The sequence below is a fragment of the Mesorhizobium sp. B1-1-8 genome, assembly GCF_006442795.2.
In the GTDB taxonomy this organism is placed as follows: domain Bacteria; phylum Pseudomonadota; class Alphaproteobacteria; order Rhizobiales; family Rhizobiaceae; genus Mesorhizobium.
In genome coordinates this window covers 88,076-104,314 of the sequence record NZ_CP083956.1, presented here as the reverse complement: position 1 = coordinate 104,314, position 16,239 = coordinate 88,076, and the positions used below count along the sequence as shown (strand labels likewise).

Below are 16,239 nucleotides of genomic sequence, written 5' to 3'. Positions count from 1 at the left end.
CCCCATGGACATGGGGGAGAGGTGGCCGCGCAGCGGACGGAGTGGGGGGCTGGCGCCGCCATGTGCGATTGCCCTGCCATAAAGGGGAAGGGCTAGGGGCGGGGGCACGCCGCCGCTTTAGGGCCAAGGAAGCGCTCATACCTTCAGCCCCCCTGCCGCTTCGCGCTCTGCCAGCCGGTAGATCTGGTCGCGCCCAGGCAGATAAGGATCGGGCCATTTGACGCCGCGGTCGCCGAGGGCGACGGCCGCATGCAGCGTCCAGTAGGGATCGGTGAGATGCGGCCTTGCCAGCGCCACCAGGTCGGCGCGGCCGGCCATCAGGATCGAATTGGCATGGTCCGGCTCATAGATGTTGCCGACCGCCATCGTCGCCATGCCGACCTCGTTGCGGATGCGGTCGGAGAACGGCGTCTGGAACATGCGGCCATAGACAGGCTTTGCGGCAATCGAGGTCTGCCCGGCCGACACGTCGCAAAGGTCGACGCCGGCCTCATGCAGGAGTCTCGCGATCTCGACCGCGTCCGCCGGCGTCACGCCCTCGATACCAACCCAGTCATTGGCCGAGATGCGCATCGAGATCGGCTTTTCAGCCGGCCATACCGCGCGCACCGCATGGAAGATCTCCAGCGGGTAGCGCATGCGGTTTTCCAGCGGGCCACCATAGGCGTCGGTACGGCGGTTGGTCAGCGGCGTGATGAAGGACGACAGCAGATAGCCATGCGCTGCATGGATCTCCAGCATGTCGAAGCCGCAACGCGCGGCCATTTGCGCCGAGGCGATGAACTGATCGCGCACCAAATCCATGTCGGCGCGGTCCATCGCCTTCGGCACCTGGTTCTGCGGCGACCAGGCAATTGCCGACGGCGCCATCACCGGCCAGTTGCCGGAGGGCAGCGGCACGTCGGTGCCCTGCCAGCCGACGCGGGTCGAGCCCTTGGCGCCCGAATGGCCGATCTGGGCGCAAATCCTGGCTTCGGTCTCGGCATGAACGAAATCGACCAGCCGCTTCCAGGCCACTTCATGCTCGGGCTTATAGAAGCCGGTGCACCCGGGCGTGATGCGGCCTTCGGGGCTGACGCAGGTCATTTCGATATAGAGCAGTCCCGCGCCGCCCTTGGCGCGCTCGGCATAGTGGGCAAAATGCCAGTCGGTCGGGCAGCCATCCACCGCCTTGTACTGCGCCATCGGCGAGACGACGATGCGGTTTTGCACCGCCATGTCGCGCAGCTTGAACGGTGCGAACATCGGCGCGCGGCGTAAGCTGTTGCCGCCGGCGCCGGCCTTGCGTTGGAACCATTCCTCCGCACCCGCCAGCCATTCGGCGTCGCGCAGCCTGAGGTTCTCGTGGCTGATGCGCTGCGAGCGGGTGAGCAGCGAATAATTGAACTGAACTGGATCTAAACCGAGATATCGTTCGACTTCCTCGAACCATTCGAGCGAATTGCGCGCCGCCGATTGCAGCTTCAGCACCTCGGTGCGCCGCGCATCTTCGTATTTGCGGAAGGCCGCCTCGAGGTCCGGCTCGGACTCGACATAGTCGGCCAGCGCCACAGCGCTCTCCAGCGCCAGCTTCGTGCCCGAGCCGATCGAGAAATGCGCCGATGCCGCCGCATCGCCCATCAGCGCGAGATTCTTGTACGACCAGCGCTCGCACAGCACGCGCGGGAAATTGATCCAGGCCGAACCGCGGATATGGTTGGCATTGGTCTTCAGCGGATGGCCGCCGAGATGCTTTGCAAAAATGCGCTCGCAGGCCGCGATCGATTCCTGCTGCGTCATGTGGCCGAAGCCGAAGCGCTCCCAGGTCTGCTCGCTGCATTCGACGATGAAGGTCGCGGTCTCGCTGTCGAACTGGTAGGCATGCGCCCACACCCAGCCAAGCTCCGTCTTCTCGAAGATGAAGGTGAAGGCGTCGTCGAATTTCTGCGTCGTGCCGAGCCAGACGAACTTGCATTTGCGGATGTCGATATCGGGCTTGAAGACATCGGCGAAAGTGGCGCGGGATTTGGAATTAAGCCCGTCAGCGGCGACCACCAGGTCGTGCGTTTCCATGAACGGCTTGGGATCGGCGATGTCGGTCTCGAACATCAGCTTGATGCCGAGCTCGCGGGCGCGGCGCTGCAGAAGGATCAGCAGCCGCTTGCGGCCGATGCCGCAGAAGCCGTGGCCGGTCGAGACCGTGCGCACACCGCCATGGATGACCGCGATGTCGTCCCAATAGGCAAAATGCTTTCGGATCCAGACCGCGCTGACCGGGTCGTTTTTGGTCAGGTTCTCGAGTGTTTCGGCCGACAGCACCACGCCCCAGCCGAACGTGTCGTCCGGCCGGTTGCGCTCATACACCGTCACCTCATGCGCGGCGTCGCGGAGTTTCAGCGAGATGGCAAAGTAGAGCCCGGCCGGTCCGCCGCCGAGAACCGCAACCTTCATGCCTGCGATCTCCTCTTTGCCTTCGCCCACACGCATCATGGCGTGTCATGCAAATTGTTTCAAGCTTAAAATTTCTAAGATGAAGGGGCCAATCATGACGACTTGCCGCTATCGGGACGTCAGCCAGTCCGCATCGATCTCGGGCAGGGGAATGGCGGCAAGCAGGTCGCGCGTATAGGCCTGCTGCGGGTTTTCGAACAGCGCATCGGTGGCGCTGGCCTCGACGATCACGCCTTCGCGCATGACGATGACCTGCTGGCAGAGCCGCCGGATCACCGACAAATCGTGGCTGATGAAGGCGACCGTCAGCCCCATCTCCGCCGCCAGCTTTTCCAGCAGCGTCAGGATCTGCGCCTGGGTCGAGACGTCGAGGCCCGAGACGATCTCGTCGGCCAGCACGAATCTCGGCGACAGCGCCAGGGCGCGGGCAATGCCGACGCGCTGCCGCTGGCCGCCCGACAATTCATGTCGGTAGCGGCTGGCGAAACTCTGCGGCAGGCCGACGCGCCGCAAGGCCTCAGCGATGCGCTCCTTCAGCCTGTCGCTGAGGCCGTTCTGCTTCAGCGGCGCGGCGATGATGCTGAAAATGGTGCGGCGCGGGTTGAGCGACGACATCGGGTCCTGGAAGATCATCTGCAGGTCGCGGCGCAAAGGCCTCAGCTCGGCGTCCGAAAGATGGCTGATGTCGCGCCCGTCGAAATGGACGGAGCCGGCGCTCGGCTCGATCAGCCGCACCAGCGTGCGGCCGAGCGTCGACTTGCCCGAGCCGGATTCGCCGACGATGCCGGTGACCGATCCTTTCGGCAGGTCGAAATCGAGCCCTTTCAGGATCTCGGCCAGCGGCGCCCGGCCGATCAGCGGCTTACGCGTCATGTCTGGCAGTGCCACCTTCAGCCCGCGCACGGAGATGAGCGGCTCAGCCATGGCCGGGCCTCCATGCCTGGTCTGCCGCCGCGATCTCCGCCGCAAGCCCGGCGAGCACGGTTTCGTCCACCGGCTTCAGCGACGCCAGCGGATCGGTATAGCGCGGCGTCGCCGCCATCAGCGCCCGCGTATATGGGTGCTGCGGGGCGGCAAAGAGCGCGGCCGTCTCGGCTTCTTCGACCACCTTGCCGGCAAAGAGCACCGACACCTTCTGGCTGATCTTAGCGACGACGCCGAGGTCGTGGGTGACGAACAGGATCGCGGTGCCGTGGTCGCGCTGTAACTGCGCGATGAGCCGCAGGATCTGCTTCTGCACGGTCACGTCGAGCGCCGTCGTCGGCTCGTCGGCGACGATCAGCCTGGGCTCCGCCGCGAAGGCCGCCGCGATCAGCACGCGCTGGCGCATGCCGCCGGACAATTCGTGCGGGTAGCATTTCAGCACGCGCTCCGGGTCGCGGATATGCACCTCGTCGAGCAACTGCCGTATGCGCTGATCCGCCCGCTGGCCGCTCCAGCCGAGGATGCGCACGAGCCGGTCCGTCATCTGCGAGCCGATGCGGCGCGACGGATTGAGCGCGGTGAGCGGATCCTGCGGAATCAGCGCTGTGCGCGCGCCGATCAGGTTCCGCCGCGCCTTGGCGTCGAGACGGCCGAGGTCTTCGCCCTCGATCAGCATTTCGCCCTCGACGATGCGCACGCTTTTCGGCAGCACGCCGAGCACTGCCTTGCCGATCATTGTCTTGCCGGCGCCGCTCTCGCCGACCAGCGCGCGCACCTCGCCGGGTTGGACCACCAGCGAGACCGAGCGTAGCACGCGCTGGCCGTTCGGCAGCACGGCGCTCAAGTTGCGGATGTCGAGGCACGATTTGGCGGCGGCGCTCATCGCAGCACCGGGTCGAAACGCGCCTTCAGCCCTTCGCCGAACTGGCTGAAGGACAGCACGGTGAGGATGAGCGTTATCAGCGGAAACACCAGCACCCACCAGGCCTGATGGATCGACAGCCGGCCCTCGGCGATGATGCCGCCCCAGGTCGGGTCGTCGGTCGAGATCGACAGATTGACGAAGGACAGGATCGCCTCGACGATAATCGCGATGCCCATTTCGAGCGACAAAAGCGCGACGATGGACGGCACCACATTGGGCAGCACCTCGCGTAGCATGATGCCGATGCGGCCATAGCCGGCGATGCGGGCGTTCTCGACGTAGTCCATGCGCGACTGGCCCAACGCCTCGGCGCGGATCACCCGGCAAAAGCGCGTCCAGTCGATGACGGCGATCGCGATGATGACGGAGCTCAAGCCCGTGCCCAGCACCGCCACCAGAAGGATGGCGAACAGCACCGGCGGGAAGGCCATCCAGACGTCGACGATGCGCGAGATGATGCGGTCCGCCCAGCTGCCGAAATAGCCGGCGATCAGCCCCAATGCCGATCCGACAAGGCAGGCAGCCGACGCGGCGGCAAAGGCGACGACAAAGGCGATGCGACCGCCGAAGATCAGCCGCGACAACAGATCCCGCCCGAGGCTGTCGGTGCCCAGCCAATAGCCGGGCTCGGCGCCGTCGAGCCAGAAGGGCGGCAGGCGCTCCAGCATCAGATCCTGCGCCAGCGGGTCTTGCGGCGCGATCAGGGGCGCGAAGATCGCCGCCAGCAGTGCGACGAGCAGCCAGCCGCCGGCCAACCACAGTCGCGGGCTCAGCCTGCGTCGCGGCGTGCGGGCTTCATCCATGGCGCAGCCTCGGATTGAGCAGCGCATACATCATGTCGACGGCAAGGTTGATCAGCACGAAGAGCAGCGCGAACACCAGCACGATGCCCTGGATCAGCGGCAAATCGCGGTTGATGACGGCGTCGATCGCCATATTGCCGAGGCCTTCATAGGAAAACAGCCGCTCGACGATGACCGTGCCGCCGATCAGGAAAGTGAACTGCACGCCGACCAGCGTCAGCGTCGGCAGCGCGGCGTTCTTCAGCGCCTCGCGCAGGATCACCTGTGTCTCGGAAAAGCCCTTCACCCGAGCCAGCACGACATAGTCGAGGTCGAGCACTTCGTTGAGCGACTGTTTCAAAAGCTGCGCGATGATCGCCGCCAGCGGCAGCGCCAGCGCGATCGACGGCATCAGCATGTGCTTCAGCAGATCCCAGGTCAGGTCGAAGCGGAGCCTGACAATGCTCTCGATCAGATAGAACTGGGTGACGAAGGGCAGGTCGAGCTGTGGCGACACCCTGCCGGAAATATCGAACACCGGCACAAGCACGCCGAACAGCAGGATCAGCACCAGACCCCAGAGGAAGTCTGGAATGGAGAGCGTCGCGCCGCTGGCGATATCGATGCCGGCCTCGACCGCCGTGCCGCGCTCGCGCGCGCCGAGAATCGCCGCGCTGACGCCGATCGCCACTGCCATGATGAGGGCGACGGTGGCCAACTCCAGCGTCGCCGGCAGCCGGTTGAAGACAAGGCCGAGCACGTCCTGGCGGAGCGAGATCGAAGTGCCGAAATCACCCCTGAGGACGCCGGCAAGCCAGATGAAGAATTGCTGCACGATGGTCTTGTCCAGTCCGTAGAGCGCCCGCAGCCGCGCGATGTCGTCATTGCTGGCGCCGGGCGGCAGCATCATCGCGATCGGGTCACCGGGGGCGACGCGGATGACGACGAAGACGACGATGGCGACGCCGAACAGCGTCACCAGCATCGTCACCAGACGAACGAGGAATCTTTGCAGCAGCATGCTGGCGTAATCACTCTGAACGGACTCCCCCTCATCCGGCCGCTTCGCGGCCACCTTCTCCCCGAGGGGAGAAGAGGTCGCAGACGGCTGAGCTAGTCTCTTCTCCCCACCGGGGAGAAGGTGGCCGCGAAGCGGCCGGATGCGGGGGCCTGCCGGGCGAAGACCGGCAGGAGCAAGGCCGATGATCAGGCCGGGGTCATCAGCGCCGGAAGCAGCGCGCCGGACACGTGCTGCACGACATTGACCTTCTTCGAATGCACGATCGGCTGGGCATATTGCATCAGCGGCAGCACATAGGCTTGCTCGGCGATGTATTTGTCGACCGCCTTCCAGCCGGCGATGCGCTTGGCCTCGTCCTTCTCGCCCCACAGCGGGTTGATCATGTCGATCAGGTCCTGGCTGTCCCACACCGAATGCGGGCTCGGCCCGTACATGGCAAAGCCGGTCGATGTGGTCGGGTCGCCGATGGAGTTGCCCCAGTTGTAGAAGGCGGCCGGCGCCAGCTTGTCGGCGGCGCGCAGCTCGTAATGCTTGGCGATCTCGTAGACCTCGATATTGGCCTCGATGCCGACCTTGCGCCACATGCCGACGATCGCCTGGATCATCTCATAGTCCTTGGGCTTGAAGCCCTTGGTCGTCTGAATGGTGAACTTGACCGGCTTCTTGGGCGAATAGCCGGAAGCGGCGAGCAGTTCCTTGGCCTTTTCCGCATTGTGCTCGACCTTGATCGATGGATCGAACGCCGCATATTCCGGCGTCTCCAGCGTGGCGATCGGCTGGCCGTAGCCGCGAAGCAGCCGCTTGACCAGCAGGTCCTTGTCCACTGCCATCACGGCCGCCTGGCGGACATTCTTGTCCAGCATCGCCTCGATGTCGTTGAAGAAGATCATGCCGATATCGGAGACGTTCTTGATCGAGCCGGCGAGCCCGTCCTTGGCGATCAGCCGGTCATACTCCTCATACGGAATTTCGAGCGTCACCTGCGAAGAACCCGACTCGATCTCGGCGACGCGGCTTGCCGCATCGGTGACGAATTTGATCGTCACGTTTTCGAAGGCCGGCTTGGCGCCCCAGTAATGCGGATTGGCCTTGAGCCGCAGGAAGGCGTTGCGCTCGAACTTGTCGACCATGTAGGGACCGGTGCCGATCGGCGCCTTCTCGAAGCCTTCCGCGCCGACCTTCTCGTAATAAGCCTTCGGTAGGATGTAGCCGGTGAGGAACGACATCCACTTGAAATAGACCGGGTCGAACTGCACGACGTCGCCGGTGATCTTGTTGCCGTCGATCTTGAAGTTGTTGACGTTCTTCCAGACGAACTGGATCGGATTGCCGGTCTTCTCGTCACCGGCCCGCTGCAGCGACCACACGACGTCCTCCGCCGTGAAGGGCGAGCCGTCATGCCAGGTGACGCCGTCGCGCACCGTCATCATCACCTTGGTGCGGTCGTCGTTCCAGCCCCATTCGGTGAGCAGGCCGGGCGTGAAGGACAGGTCCGGCTTCTGGCCGATGATTTGGTCGAACACCGACTGGTAGAGGCCCTGGATTGTCGGGTTGACGGCAGAAGGCCCGGTGGTCGGGTCCCAGGACGGCAGGTTGACGTTGTAGGCGATGGTCAGCTCGTCCGCCGCTTTTGCCGTCTTCGGCAAGCCGAGCGTGGCGGTGCCGATCGCTGCGGCGCTGTATCCGAGAAGATCGCGTCTGTTGATGGTCATGGTCGTTCCCCTTGTTGATTGTCATTGTTTGCGCGGCGTAATCGATCCGTCGGTTCAGGTTCCCGGGCAACCGCGCACTTCCCGTCCTGGAATTCTAATTCCCTCCGAGCTGTTGGGCGAGCATGTAGCCGGACGCAGAACCCGTGCCAGCGCCGGGCCATGTCGCGGCGCCGGTGAGGTAGAGGTTGGCGACCGGCGTGTTCCAGCGCGCAAAGCCGCGCGCCGGGCGAAACAGAAAATTCTGCGCCAGGTAATGGCTGCCGCAGATCTGGTCGCCGCCGACCAGGTTCGGATTCTCGCGCTCGAGGTCGAGCGGCGAGAAGACCGCTCGGCCGAGAATCCTCCGCCTCAATCCTGGCGCATAGGCCTCAATAATGTCGAGCACGCGCTCGGCATAGGCATCCTTGACTATATCCCAAGGGGCAGGCTCGATCTTTCCTGCAGCATCGCCAAGGATTTCGGCAGGCAGCATGCGCACCTGCACCCACAGCACGTGCTTGCCGACGGGCGCCCGCGACGGATCGACCGCCGTCGGCTGGCCGACGACCAGCACCGGCTCGTCCGGCAACAGGCCCGCAACCGCTTGCTGATAGGTGCGCGACATCGTATCGAGCGACGGTGCCAGATGCACATAGGCGAATTGGCGAAGCTCGGCGCCGGCGCGCCAGTCCGGCAGGTCGTCCAGCGCCAGATGGATCATCATCGTGCCCGGCGCGTGGCGGAATGTCTTCATCGCCGCATCGAAGCCGGCATCGCCCGATCCGCCGGGCAGAAGCTTGCCCGCCAGAGCCTTGGGCGCGACGCCGGCAATGACGGCCTTGCTGGCGGCATGAAAATCGCCGGAAGCCAGCCGCACGCCCGTCGCCTTTCCGCCGGCAACCGTGATCTCCGACACCTCCGCGCCTGTTATGATCTTGCCGCCGGCCGCCTTGAGCATGCCGGCAAGCGCCCGGATGATGGTATCGGCGCCGCCTTTGCCGAGCACCATGCCGAACCTCTGGTTAGCCATCGATTCCAGATAGGGGAACACGGCGCCGCCGGCGATGTCGGGCGCGAAATCGAGATGCATGCCCCAGGCGGCGAGCGTCGCCCTGACATGCGGCGTCTCGAAATTTTCATCCAGCCAGGCGCGAGGCGAGGACAACAGCAGGCGCGCCGTATCGAGCGCGCCGGCAATGCCCTTCTTGCGCCAGAGATTCCATGCCGTGCCGGCGAGCGCGCGCACGCTCATCGGCGAACCCAGCAGGCGGAACAAATGCTCCGCTTCCCCCGGAAAAGCACCGACCAGCTTACGCCATGTGGCCGCGTCCGCCGCCGAGAAGGCGGCCAGCCGCGACGCGGTCTTTTCCAGGTCGTTGCTGACGCCGAACCATTTCCCGTCCGGGAAGGCGCTGGCGAAACAATCGGCCACCGGGGCGAATTCCAGCCCGTGGCTTTTCAATTCATTTGCATATTTCCGGTGGAAGGCCGAGCCGGCGAACAGGCTCAGATTCATCGCGCCGAAATCGTGCCGGAAGCCGGGAAGCGTATATTCCGCCGTCCTGACGGCGCCGCCGATTGTTGCACCGCGTTCAAAAACCGCGGTTTTCCAGCCTTTGAGCGCCAGATGCGCGGCGCAAGCCAGACTGTTATGGCCCGCTCCGACAAAGATGGCGTCGAACTCGCTCACGCCCCGCCCCAGATGCTTTATGCTTAAAGATAATTGCAGATGCATATGTTTTCGTCTAGTAGGATATTAAGGGCCGCAACGAGCCTTGATCATCACGAGAAAGAGGGAACGAAAGACCATGGACACGCAAGAACTCCTCGGCGAGGTCGCCGGCCAGCTGCTTTCGGGCGCCATCAAGGTGGTCGACCTGTCGGCGCCGCTCGGGCCGGATACGCCGCTGATCAAGCTGCCGCCGGAACTCGCCGTCGACACGCCGAAGGTCGAGATCCACGCCATCTCCAGATACGACAAGAACGGTCCGTGGTGGGCCTGGAACTGGCTGAAGCTCGGCGAGCATTCGGGCACGCATTTCGACGCACCGCAGCATTGGATCACCGGCAAGGACTATCCGGACGGCGCCACCGACACCATTCCGGCGCAGAATTTCGTCGGCCCGGTCAATGTCATCGACTGCTCCAAGGAAGCCGCCGCCGATCACGATTTCCTGCTCACCGTGGACCACATCAAGGCCTGGGAAGCAGAGCATGGCGCCATCAACCCGGGCGAATGGGTGGTGATGCGCACCGACTGGTACAAGCGCAACGGCTCGGAGGCCGAGTTTCTCAACGCCAACGAGACCGGCCCGCACACGCCTGGCCCAACGGCGGAAGCCATCCAGTTCCTGATCGGCAAGGACATCAAGGGCTGGGGCTCGGAGACGATCGGCACCGATGCCGGCAAGGCCGGCGGCATGGAACCGCCGTTCCCGGCGCATACGCTGATGCACAAGGCCAACCGCTATGGTCTGGCCAGCCTGTGCAACCTCGATCAACTGCCGCCGAAAGGCGCGATCCTGATCGCTGCCCCACTCAAGATCGAGCACGGCACCGGCAGCCCGATCCGCGCGCTGGCGCTGGTGCCACGAGGCTAAGGCTTAAGGCCACGACGATGAGCGATGTCGATCACATCATCGTCGGCAGCGGCATCAACGCCCTGGTCTGCGCGGCGATGCTTGGCGCCAAAGGCGCCAAAGTGCTCGTGCTCGAGCGCAACGACCGCGTCGGCGGCTGCATGCGCACGGAGGAGATCACGGCGCCCGGCTTCGTCCACGATGTGATGGCGACGACCTTCGTGCTGTTCATCACCTCGCCGGCCTATGCGGCGCTCGGCAAGGACCTGGCGCGGCACGGGCTGGAGTTCTGCCATACCGCGACGCCCACCGGCGTGCTCAGGCCTGACGGCAGCCATGCCGTGCTCACCACCGACCGCGCCGCCAACATCGCGGCGCTGAACAAGATCGCATCAGGCGACGGCGACCGCCACGGCCGCGATGTCGGCGACATAAAGCGCAATGCCGGCCTGCTCTTCGGCCTGCTTGGCGGCGCGCTGTGGTCTTATCCAACGACGAAGCTGATGGCCAGCGAGGCCTGGCGGCGCGGGCCGCGCAATCTCGCCGCCTTTCTCGGCGAGGCGTTGGTACCCGCGCGGGGCTGGCTAGAAACGGCTTACACATCCGACACCGTCCGCGCGCTGTGGGCGCCCTGGGTGCTGCATGCCGGCCTCGGACCGGAAGACGCCTTTTCCGGCCAGATCGCCAAGGTTATTGCCTTCGCGTTGGAGGCCGCCGGCGCGCCGATCGTCAAGGGCGGCGCGAAAAACCTGCTTGCCGCTTTCCAGGCGCTGATCCGCGAGCGCGGCGGCGGCATCCGCGTCAATGCCGACGTCGCCTCGATAGTCCAGGGCGGCGGCCGTGCCACCGGTGTGCGGCTCGCCTCAGGCGAAACGATCAACGCCATCAAGAGCGTCATCTGCTCGGTCACCCCGACCCAGCTCTATGGCCGCCTGCTCGGCAAGGATGCGCCCGAGGACGCAGCCAAGGCCACGCAGAACTATCGCTACGGCAAAGGCAATTTCCAGATCCACTATGCCTTGGACAAGCCGCCGGCCTGGCGCGGCGAGGGCCTCGACAAGGTGGCGCTGCTGCATCTGACGCCAGGCCTCGACGGCGTCTCCAAGGCCTGCAACGAGGCGGTGCGCGGCCTGCTGCCGGAAGTGCCGACCATCTGCGTCGGCCAGCCGCACGCACTCGATCCGTCGCGCTGCCCTGAGGGCAAGGCGATCCTGTGGCTGCAACTGCCGGAGGCGCCGCGCTATATCAAGGGCGATGCCGCCGGCAAGCTCGAAGCGCCGGCCGACGGACGCTGGACCGAACCCTTGCGCGAGGCCTATGCCGACCGGGTCGAGGCGATCCTAGCCAATCATATCGATGGCTTCCGCGAGACGGTCATCGCGCGCCGCGCCTGTTCGCCGGCCGATCTCGAAGCCATGAACATCAACCTGGTCGGCGGCGATCCCTATGGCGGCTCTTCCACCATCGACCAGTCCTTCCTGTGGCGGCCGTTCAAGGCGAGCCGCAACCACGAGACCGGCATCAAGGGCCTCTACCATATCGGCGCCTCCACCCACCCCGGCGCCGGCCTCGGCGGCGGCTCCGGCTTTCTCCTGGCGAGGAGGCTCTGATGGATCAGAAGCCGCTCGAGAAGCGCCAGCGCATCTCGACCCTCGGCCAGATCGGCCTGCAGCAATTCGCGCCCTATCTGATGAACCGCATCATGGGCCGCTACAACGCCACGCTGCGCGAGGATTTTCGCAAGCAGGGCCTGACCATTCCGCAGGTCCGCACGCTGGCCGTGCTGTCGGTCACCGACGGCATCACCGTCAACGATCTCTCGGTCTACACGGTGATCGAGCAATCGACGCTCAGCCGCACGCTCGATACGCTGGAAGGGCAGGGGCTGGTGCGGCGCGAGCAGGGCGTCAGCGACAGCCGCTTCCGCCACGTATTCCTGACCGATGACGGGCGGGCATTGTTCACCCGCGCCTGGCCGGCCATGCACGACGCTTTCGAGGCGATGTTCGACGGCATCGACGACGCCGAATATGCCGCGCTGATCGCTACGCTGCAGAAGATGCTGAAGAACATCCGCAAGCACGAGATTTAGTTGTACGCGCCGCCCGAAATCGGCGGCAACGGAAGGAGGCAGAGATGGCCGAACGGTCTTTTGCCAGGGAAGTCGAAAAGCTGAGGCTCGGCGCCGGGCAGGAATTCGCCGGCGAGGGCATCCTCGCCATCACCAAGGCGCTGCTGCAATGCGGCGTCGGCTATGTCGGCGGCTACCAGGGCGCGCCGATCAGCCACCTGATGGACGTGCTGGCCGACGCGCAGGATATTCTGGGCGAGCTCGGCGTGCATTTCGAGGCGAGCGCTTCGGAGGCGACAGCCACCGCCATGCTTGCCGCCTCGGTGCACTACCCGATCCGCGGTGCCGCCACCTTCAAGTCGACAGTCGGCACCAATGTCGCTTCCGATGCGCTCGCCAATCTGGCGTCCGGCGGCGTCACCGGCGGCGCGCTGATCATCGTCGGCGAGGACTATGGCGAGGGCTCCTCGATCATGCAGGAGCGCAGCCATGCCTTCGCGATGAAGAGCCAGGTCTGGCTGCTCGACCCGCGCCCCAACCTGCCTTCGATCGTCAAGGCGGTCGAGGACGGTTTCGAGCTGTCCGAAGTCTCCAATACGCCTGTCATGCTGCAGGTGCGCATCCGCTGCTGCCACGTCCATGGCCACTTCATCGCCAAGGACAACAAGCGCCCGCCAATGTCGGTGGCCGATGCACTGGAAGCGCCGCGCCGCGACACCGGCCGCATCGTGCTGCCGCCCGCCTCCTTCCTGCATGAGAAGGAAAAGGTTGCGAAGCGCTGGCCGGCGGCGGTGGACTTCATCAAAAGCCGCAAGATCAACGAGATCTTCGGCTCGGACCACGGCTCTGTCGGCATCGTCATGCAGGGCGGCATGTATAATTCGGTGATCCGCGCGCTGCAGAGGCTCGGCCTTGCCGACACTTATGGCGACACCGAGGTGCCGCTCTACGTGCTCAACGCCGTCTATCCGCTGGTCGACGACGAGTTCCTGTCCTTCTGCGAGGGCAAGCAGGCGGTGCTGGTCGTCGAGGAAGGCCAGCCCAATTACATCGAGCAGGCCTTTGCCGCCATGCTGCACAAGGCCGGCCGCGGCACCAGGCTGGTCGGCAAGGAACATCTGCCGATGGCCGGCGAGTACACCGGCCAGGTCATGCTCGACGGCATCGGCTCCTTCCTGCGCACCAACGCCCCGCATCTTTTGCCGGGCGAGGTGCGTGCGCCGAACAAGCTGGGCGAGGGCGTCGACACCGCGGACCTGATCAACGTCGTGCCGGGCCGCCCGCCGGGCTTCTGCATCGGCTGTCCGGAGCGGCCGATCTTTGCCGCAACGAAGCTGGTCGAGCAGGAACTCGGCAAGCACCACATCGCGTCCGACATCGGCTGCCATCTGTTCTCGATCATGCCGCCCTTCGAGCTCGGCGCCACCACTATGGGCTATGGGCTGGGCCCGGCTTCGGCCTCGGCCTTCAATTCGCCCGAAGCAAAACGCCGCTCGATCTCCTTCGTCGGCGATGGCGGCTTCTGGCACAACGGCCTGACCTCCTCGATCGGCAATGCGGTGTTCAACAAGAACGATGGCGTCATCGTCATCGTCGACAATTTCTATTCGGCCGCCACCGGCGGCCAGGACATTCTTTCATCCCGCGCCAACAATCGCACCAAGTCGACCAAGCATCCGATCGATGAAGCGGTGAAAGGCATGGGCGTCAAATGGCTGCGCCACATCGACCGCACCTATGATGTCGGCAAGATGCAAGCCGCGCTGCGCGAGGCGCTGACGACGGAGGAGAAGGGGCCGAAGGTCATCGTCGCCTCGTCGGAATGCATGCTCAACCGCCAGCGCCGGGAGAAGCCGCTGATCGACAAGGCGATCGAGGGAGGAGCGCGCATCGTCAAGCCGAAATTCGGCGTCGACGAGGATATCTGCACCGGTGACCACGCCTGCATGCGGCTTTCGGGCTGCCCGTCGCTGTCGGTGAAGTCGCTGGACGATCCGCTGCGCGACGATCCGGTTGCCTCGATTGACGAGAATTGCGTTGGCTGCGGCAATTGCGGCGAGGTGGCCGACGCCGCCGTGCTCTGCCCTTCTTTCTATCGCGCCGATGTCGTGCACAACCCAAGCCGCTGGGACCGCTTCCTGGAAAGCACGCGCCGCGCGGTGATTGGTCTCCTGCAGCGGCGCCGCGAGAGCCGCCGCCTGATGTTCGCCGATGCTTGACCACAACGCCGTATTGCGCCCCAAGGCCGGCGCCAGCGAAGACGAGCCAGTGATTAAACTCGCCGTGCTTGCCGTCGGCGGCCAGGGCGGCGGTGTGCTCGCCGACTGGATCACCGACGTCGCCGAGCGCAGCGGCTACATCGCGCAATCGACGTCCGTTGCAGGTGTCGCCCAGCGCACTGGCGCGACGATCTATTACGTCGAGATGGCCCGCGACACCGGCCGGCTGCCGGTCTTCGCGTTGTCGCCCTCGCAGGGCGATGTCGATATCCTGATCGCCGCCGAGCTTATGGAGGCCGGCCGCGCCATCATCAGGGGATTCGTGACGCCCGAGCGCACGACGCTCATCGCCTCCTCGCACCGCATCGCCGCCGTCTCGGAAAAGATCGAGCCGGGCGACGGCCGCGCCTCCTCGGAAAAGGTGCACGCGACGGCGCAAGCGGCGGCCAAGCGCTTCATCGCCTTCGACATGGAAAAGATCGCGGCCGAGAACGGCACCATGATCTCGGCCAGCCTGCTCGGCGCGCTGGCCGGCTCGGATGCGCTGCCGTTCACGCGCGAGAGGTACGAGCAGGCGATCGGCGCCGGCGGCCGTGGCGTCGGGCCAAGCCTCGCCGCCTTCGGCGCGGCTTACGATCGCGCGCGTGGGATTACGGCTGCGCCCGCCGGCGATAAGACAGCGAAGCCTGCTGCTGGCGAACCCAAGTCGACGGCGAAGGTCAGCGGACCGGAAACCCTCCTTAAGGGCTGGCAGGGGCTTGCCGCTCGGGTCGCGGCGCTCCCGGAGCCCGTGCGCGACATGGCCGAGCGCGGGCTGAAGAAGGTCGTCGATTACCAGGACATCGCCTATGGCGGCGAATACCTCGACCGGTTGGGCAGGGGGGTGGCGCTGGACAGTGCGGAGCGCGGTTATGCGCTGTCGATCGCCGCGGCAAAGCACCTCGCCAACGCCATGTGCTACGACGACATGATCCGCGTCGCGGATTTGAAGACTCGCTCGACGCGAGACAAGCGGGTGCGCAACGAGGTCGGCGTCAAGGACGGTACGGTCCTGCAGGTGACCGAATATTTCCATCCGCGCATCGAGGAGTTCTGCGGCACGCTGCCGGTGGGCCTTGGCAGCTACATCGAGAACCGGCCGAAGCTCGCCGCCTTCCTCGACCGCCGCATCAACCGCGGTCGCCACATCCGCACCGACAGCTTTGCCGGCTTTGCAGCTTTGTGGTTCATCGGCGGCCTGCGCCGATGGCGCCGCCGCCTGCTGCGCCACAAGGTCGAAGCCGAGCATCTGGAGCGCTGGTACGATCTGGCGCTTGACCACGCGCCGAAGGACTATGTGCTTGCTGTCGAAATCCTCAACTGCCGCCGGCTGATCAAGGGCTACAGCGACACCCATGCCCGCGCCCAGTCGAAATTCGACCGCGTGCTCTCGGCGCTGCCCATGCTCAAGGGCCGCGCCGACGCCGCCGACTGGATCCGCCGCCTGCGCGAGGCGGCGCTGAAGGACGAAAAGGGCGACATGCTGGACGGCGCGCTGAAGACCGTGGCGACGCTTGGCGAAGACGTCGCTCGATAACGAAGATGTGATCCGCCACGC

Annotated in this window: 12 protein-coding genes; 5 read left to right on the top strand and 7 right to left on the bottom strand. The window is 65.2% G+C overall.

Going from position 1 to position 16,239, the window contains the following annotated elements:
• Positions 1–135: 135 nt before the first annotated feature.
• The 7 genes from FJ974_RS00520 to FJ974_RS00490 all read right to left on the bottom strand — a co-directional run bounded on the left by FJ974_RS00520 (position 136) and on the right by FJ974_RS00490 (position 9,463).
• Positions 136–2,430, bottom strand: coding sequence for a bifunctional salicylyl-CoA 5-hydroxylase/oxidoreductase (locus FJ974_RS00520; protein ID WP_140533396.1), 2,295 nt, complete (start codon positions 2,428–2,430; stop codon positions 136–138).
• Positions 2,431–2,538: 108 nt separating this feature from the next.
• Positions 2,539–3,354 carry an ATP-binding cassette domain-containing protein gene (locus tag FJ974_RS00515; protein ID WP_140533395.1) on the bottom strand — a complete coding sequence of 272 codons (816 nt, stop codon included), beginning with the start codon at positions 3,352–3,354 and terminating at the stop codon, positions 2,539–2,541.
• Positions 3,347–4,237 (bottom strand): ABC transporter ATP-binding protein, encoded by an 891-nt coding sequence (locus FJ974_RS00510; protein ID WP_140533394.1) that lies wholly within the window; start codon positions 4,235–4,237, stop codon positions 3,347–3,349. The genes FJ974_RS00515 and FJ974_RS00510 overlap by 8 nt, the downstream gene beginning before the upstream one ends.
• Positions 4,234–5,082 (bottom strand): ABC transporter permease, encoded by an 849-nt coding sequence (locus FJ974_RS00505; RefSeq protein WP_140533393.1) that lies wholly within the window; start codon positions 5,080–5,082, stop codon positions 4,234–4,236. The genes FJ974_RS00510 and FJ974_RS00505 overlap by 4 nt, the downstream gene beginning before the upstream one ends.
• Positions 5,075–6,082 carry an ABC transporter permease gene (locus tag FJ974_RS00500; RefSeq protein WP_140533392.1) on the bottom strand — a complete coding sequence of 336 codons (1,008 nt, stop codon included), beginning with the start codon at positions 6,080–6,082 and terminating at the stop codon, positions 5,075–5,077. Before FJ974_RS00500 ends, FJ974_RS00505 begins: the two co-directional genes overlap by 8 nt.
• A 185-nt stretch (positions 6,083–6,267) precedes the next feature.
• Complete coding sequence (locus tag FJ974_RS00495) at positions 6,268–7,794, bottom strand: ABC transporter substrate-binding protein (RefSeq protein ID WP_140533391.1); 1,527 nt, start codon at positions 7,792–7,794, stop codon at positions 6,268–6,270.
• A gap of 94 nt (positions 7,795–7,888) precedes the next feature.
• Positions 7,889–9,463, bottom strand: a complete 1,575-nt coding sequence (locus tag FJ974_RS00490) for a phytoene desaturase family protein (RefSeq protein ID WP_140533390.1) — start codon at positions 9,461–9,463, stop codon at positions 7,889–7,891.
• A 118-nt stretch (positions 9,464–9,581) separates the two neighbouring features.
• Between FJ974_RS00490 and FJ974_RS00485 the strand changes: the two genes are divergently transcribed.
• Genes FJ974_RS00485 through FJ974_RS00465 form a run of 5 tightly spaced genes read left to right on the top strand, consistent with a single transcriptional unit; the run spans position 9,582 to position 16,218 of the window.
• Positions 9,582–10,373 carry a cyclase family protein gene (locus FJ974_RS00485; RefSeq protein WP_140533389.1) on the top strand — a complete coding sequence of 264 codons (792 nt, stop codon included), beginning with the start codon at positions 9,582–9,584 and terminating at the stop codon, positions 10,371–10,373.
• A gap of 17 nt (positions 10,374–10,390) precedes the next feature.
• The gene (locus FJ974_RS00480; RefSeq protein ID WP_140533388.1) at positions 10,391–11,962 is read left to right on the top strand and encodes a phytoene desaturase family protein; all 1,572 of its coding nucleotides are present in this window, start codon (positions 10,391–10,393) and stop codon (positions 11,960–11,962) included.
• Complete coding sequence (locus tag FJ974_RS00475; RefSeq protein ID WP_140533387.1) at positions 11,962–12,444, top strand: MarR family winged helix-turn-helix transcriptional regulator; 483 nt, start codon at positions 11,962–11,964, stop codon at positions 12,442–12,444. The genes FJ974_RS00480 and FJ974_RS00475 overlap by 1 nt, the downstream gene beginning before the upstream one ends.
• 44 nt (positions 12,445–12,488) lie before the next feature.
• Positions 12,489–14,642, top strand: coding sequence for an indolepyruvate ferredoxin oxidoreductase subunit alpha (locus FJ974_RS00470; RefSeq protein WP_140533386.1), 2,154 nt, complete (start codon positions 12,489–12,491; stop codon positions 14,640–14,642).
• Complete coding sequence (locus FJ974_RS00465; protein WP_140533385.1) at positions 14,635–16,218, top strand: indolepyruvate oxidoreductase subunit beta family protein; 1,584 nt, start codon at positions 14,635–14,637, stop codon at positions 16,216–16,218. Before FJ974_RS00470 ends, FJ974_RS00465 begins: the two co-directional genes overlap by 8 nt.
• Positions 16,219–16,239: the final 21 nt, after the last annotated feature.

Coding starts and splice junctions, on each gene's coding strand:
- FJ974_RS00520 (WP_140533396.1), bottom strand. CDS start 2,430: ATGAAGGTTGCGGTTCTCGGCGGCGGACCGGCCGGGCTCTACTTTGCC.
- FJ974_RS00515 (WP_140533395.1), bottom strand. CDS start 3,354: ATGGCTGAGCCGCTCATCTCCGTGCGCGGGCTGAAGGTGGCACTGCCA.
- FJ974_RS00510 (WP_140533394.1), bottom strand. CDS start 4,237: ATGAGCGCCGCCGCCAAATCGTGCCTCGACATCCGCAACTTGAGCGCC.
- FJ974_RS00505 (WP_140533393.1), bottom strand. CDS start 5,082: ATGGATGAAGCCCGCACGCCGCGACGCAGGCTGAGCCCGCGACTGTGG.
- FJ974_RS00500 (WP_140533392.1), bottom strand. CDS start 6,082: ATGCTGCTGCAAAGATTCCTCGTTCGTCTGGTGACGATGCTGGTGACG.
- FJ974_RS00495 (WP_140533391.1), bottom strand. CDS start 7,794: ATGACCATCAACAGACGCGATCTTCTCGGATACAGCGCCGCAGCGATC.
- FJ974_RS00485 (WP_140533389.1), top strand. CDS start 9,582: ATGGACACGCAAGAACTCCTCGGCGAGGTCGCCGGCCAGCTGCTTTCG.
- FJ974_RS00480 (WP_140533388.1), top strand. CDS start 10,391: ATGAGCGATGTCGATCACATCATCGTCGGCAGCGGCATCAACGCCCTG.
- FJ974_RS00475 (WP_140533387.1), top strand. CDS start 11,962: ATGGATCAGAAGCCGCTCGAGAAGCGCCAGCGCATCTCGACCCTCGGC.
- FJ974_RS00470 (WP_140533386.1), top strand. CDS start 12,489: ATGGCCGAACGGTCTTTTGCCAGGGAAGTCGAAAAGCTGAGGCTCGGC.
- FJ974_RS00465 (WP_140533385.1), top strand. CDS start 14,635: ATGCTTGACCACAACGCCGTATTGCGCCCCAAGGCCGGCGCCAGCGAA.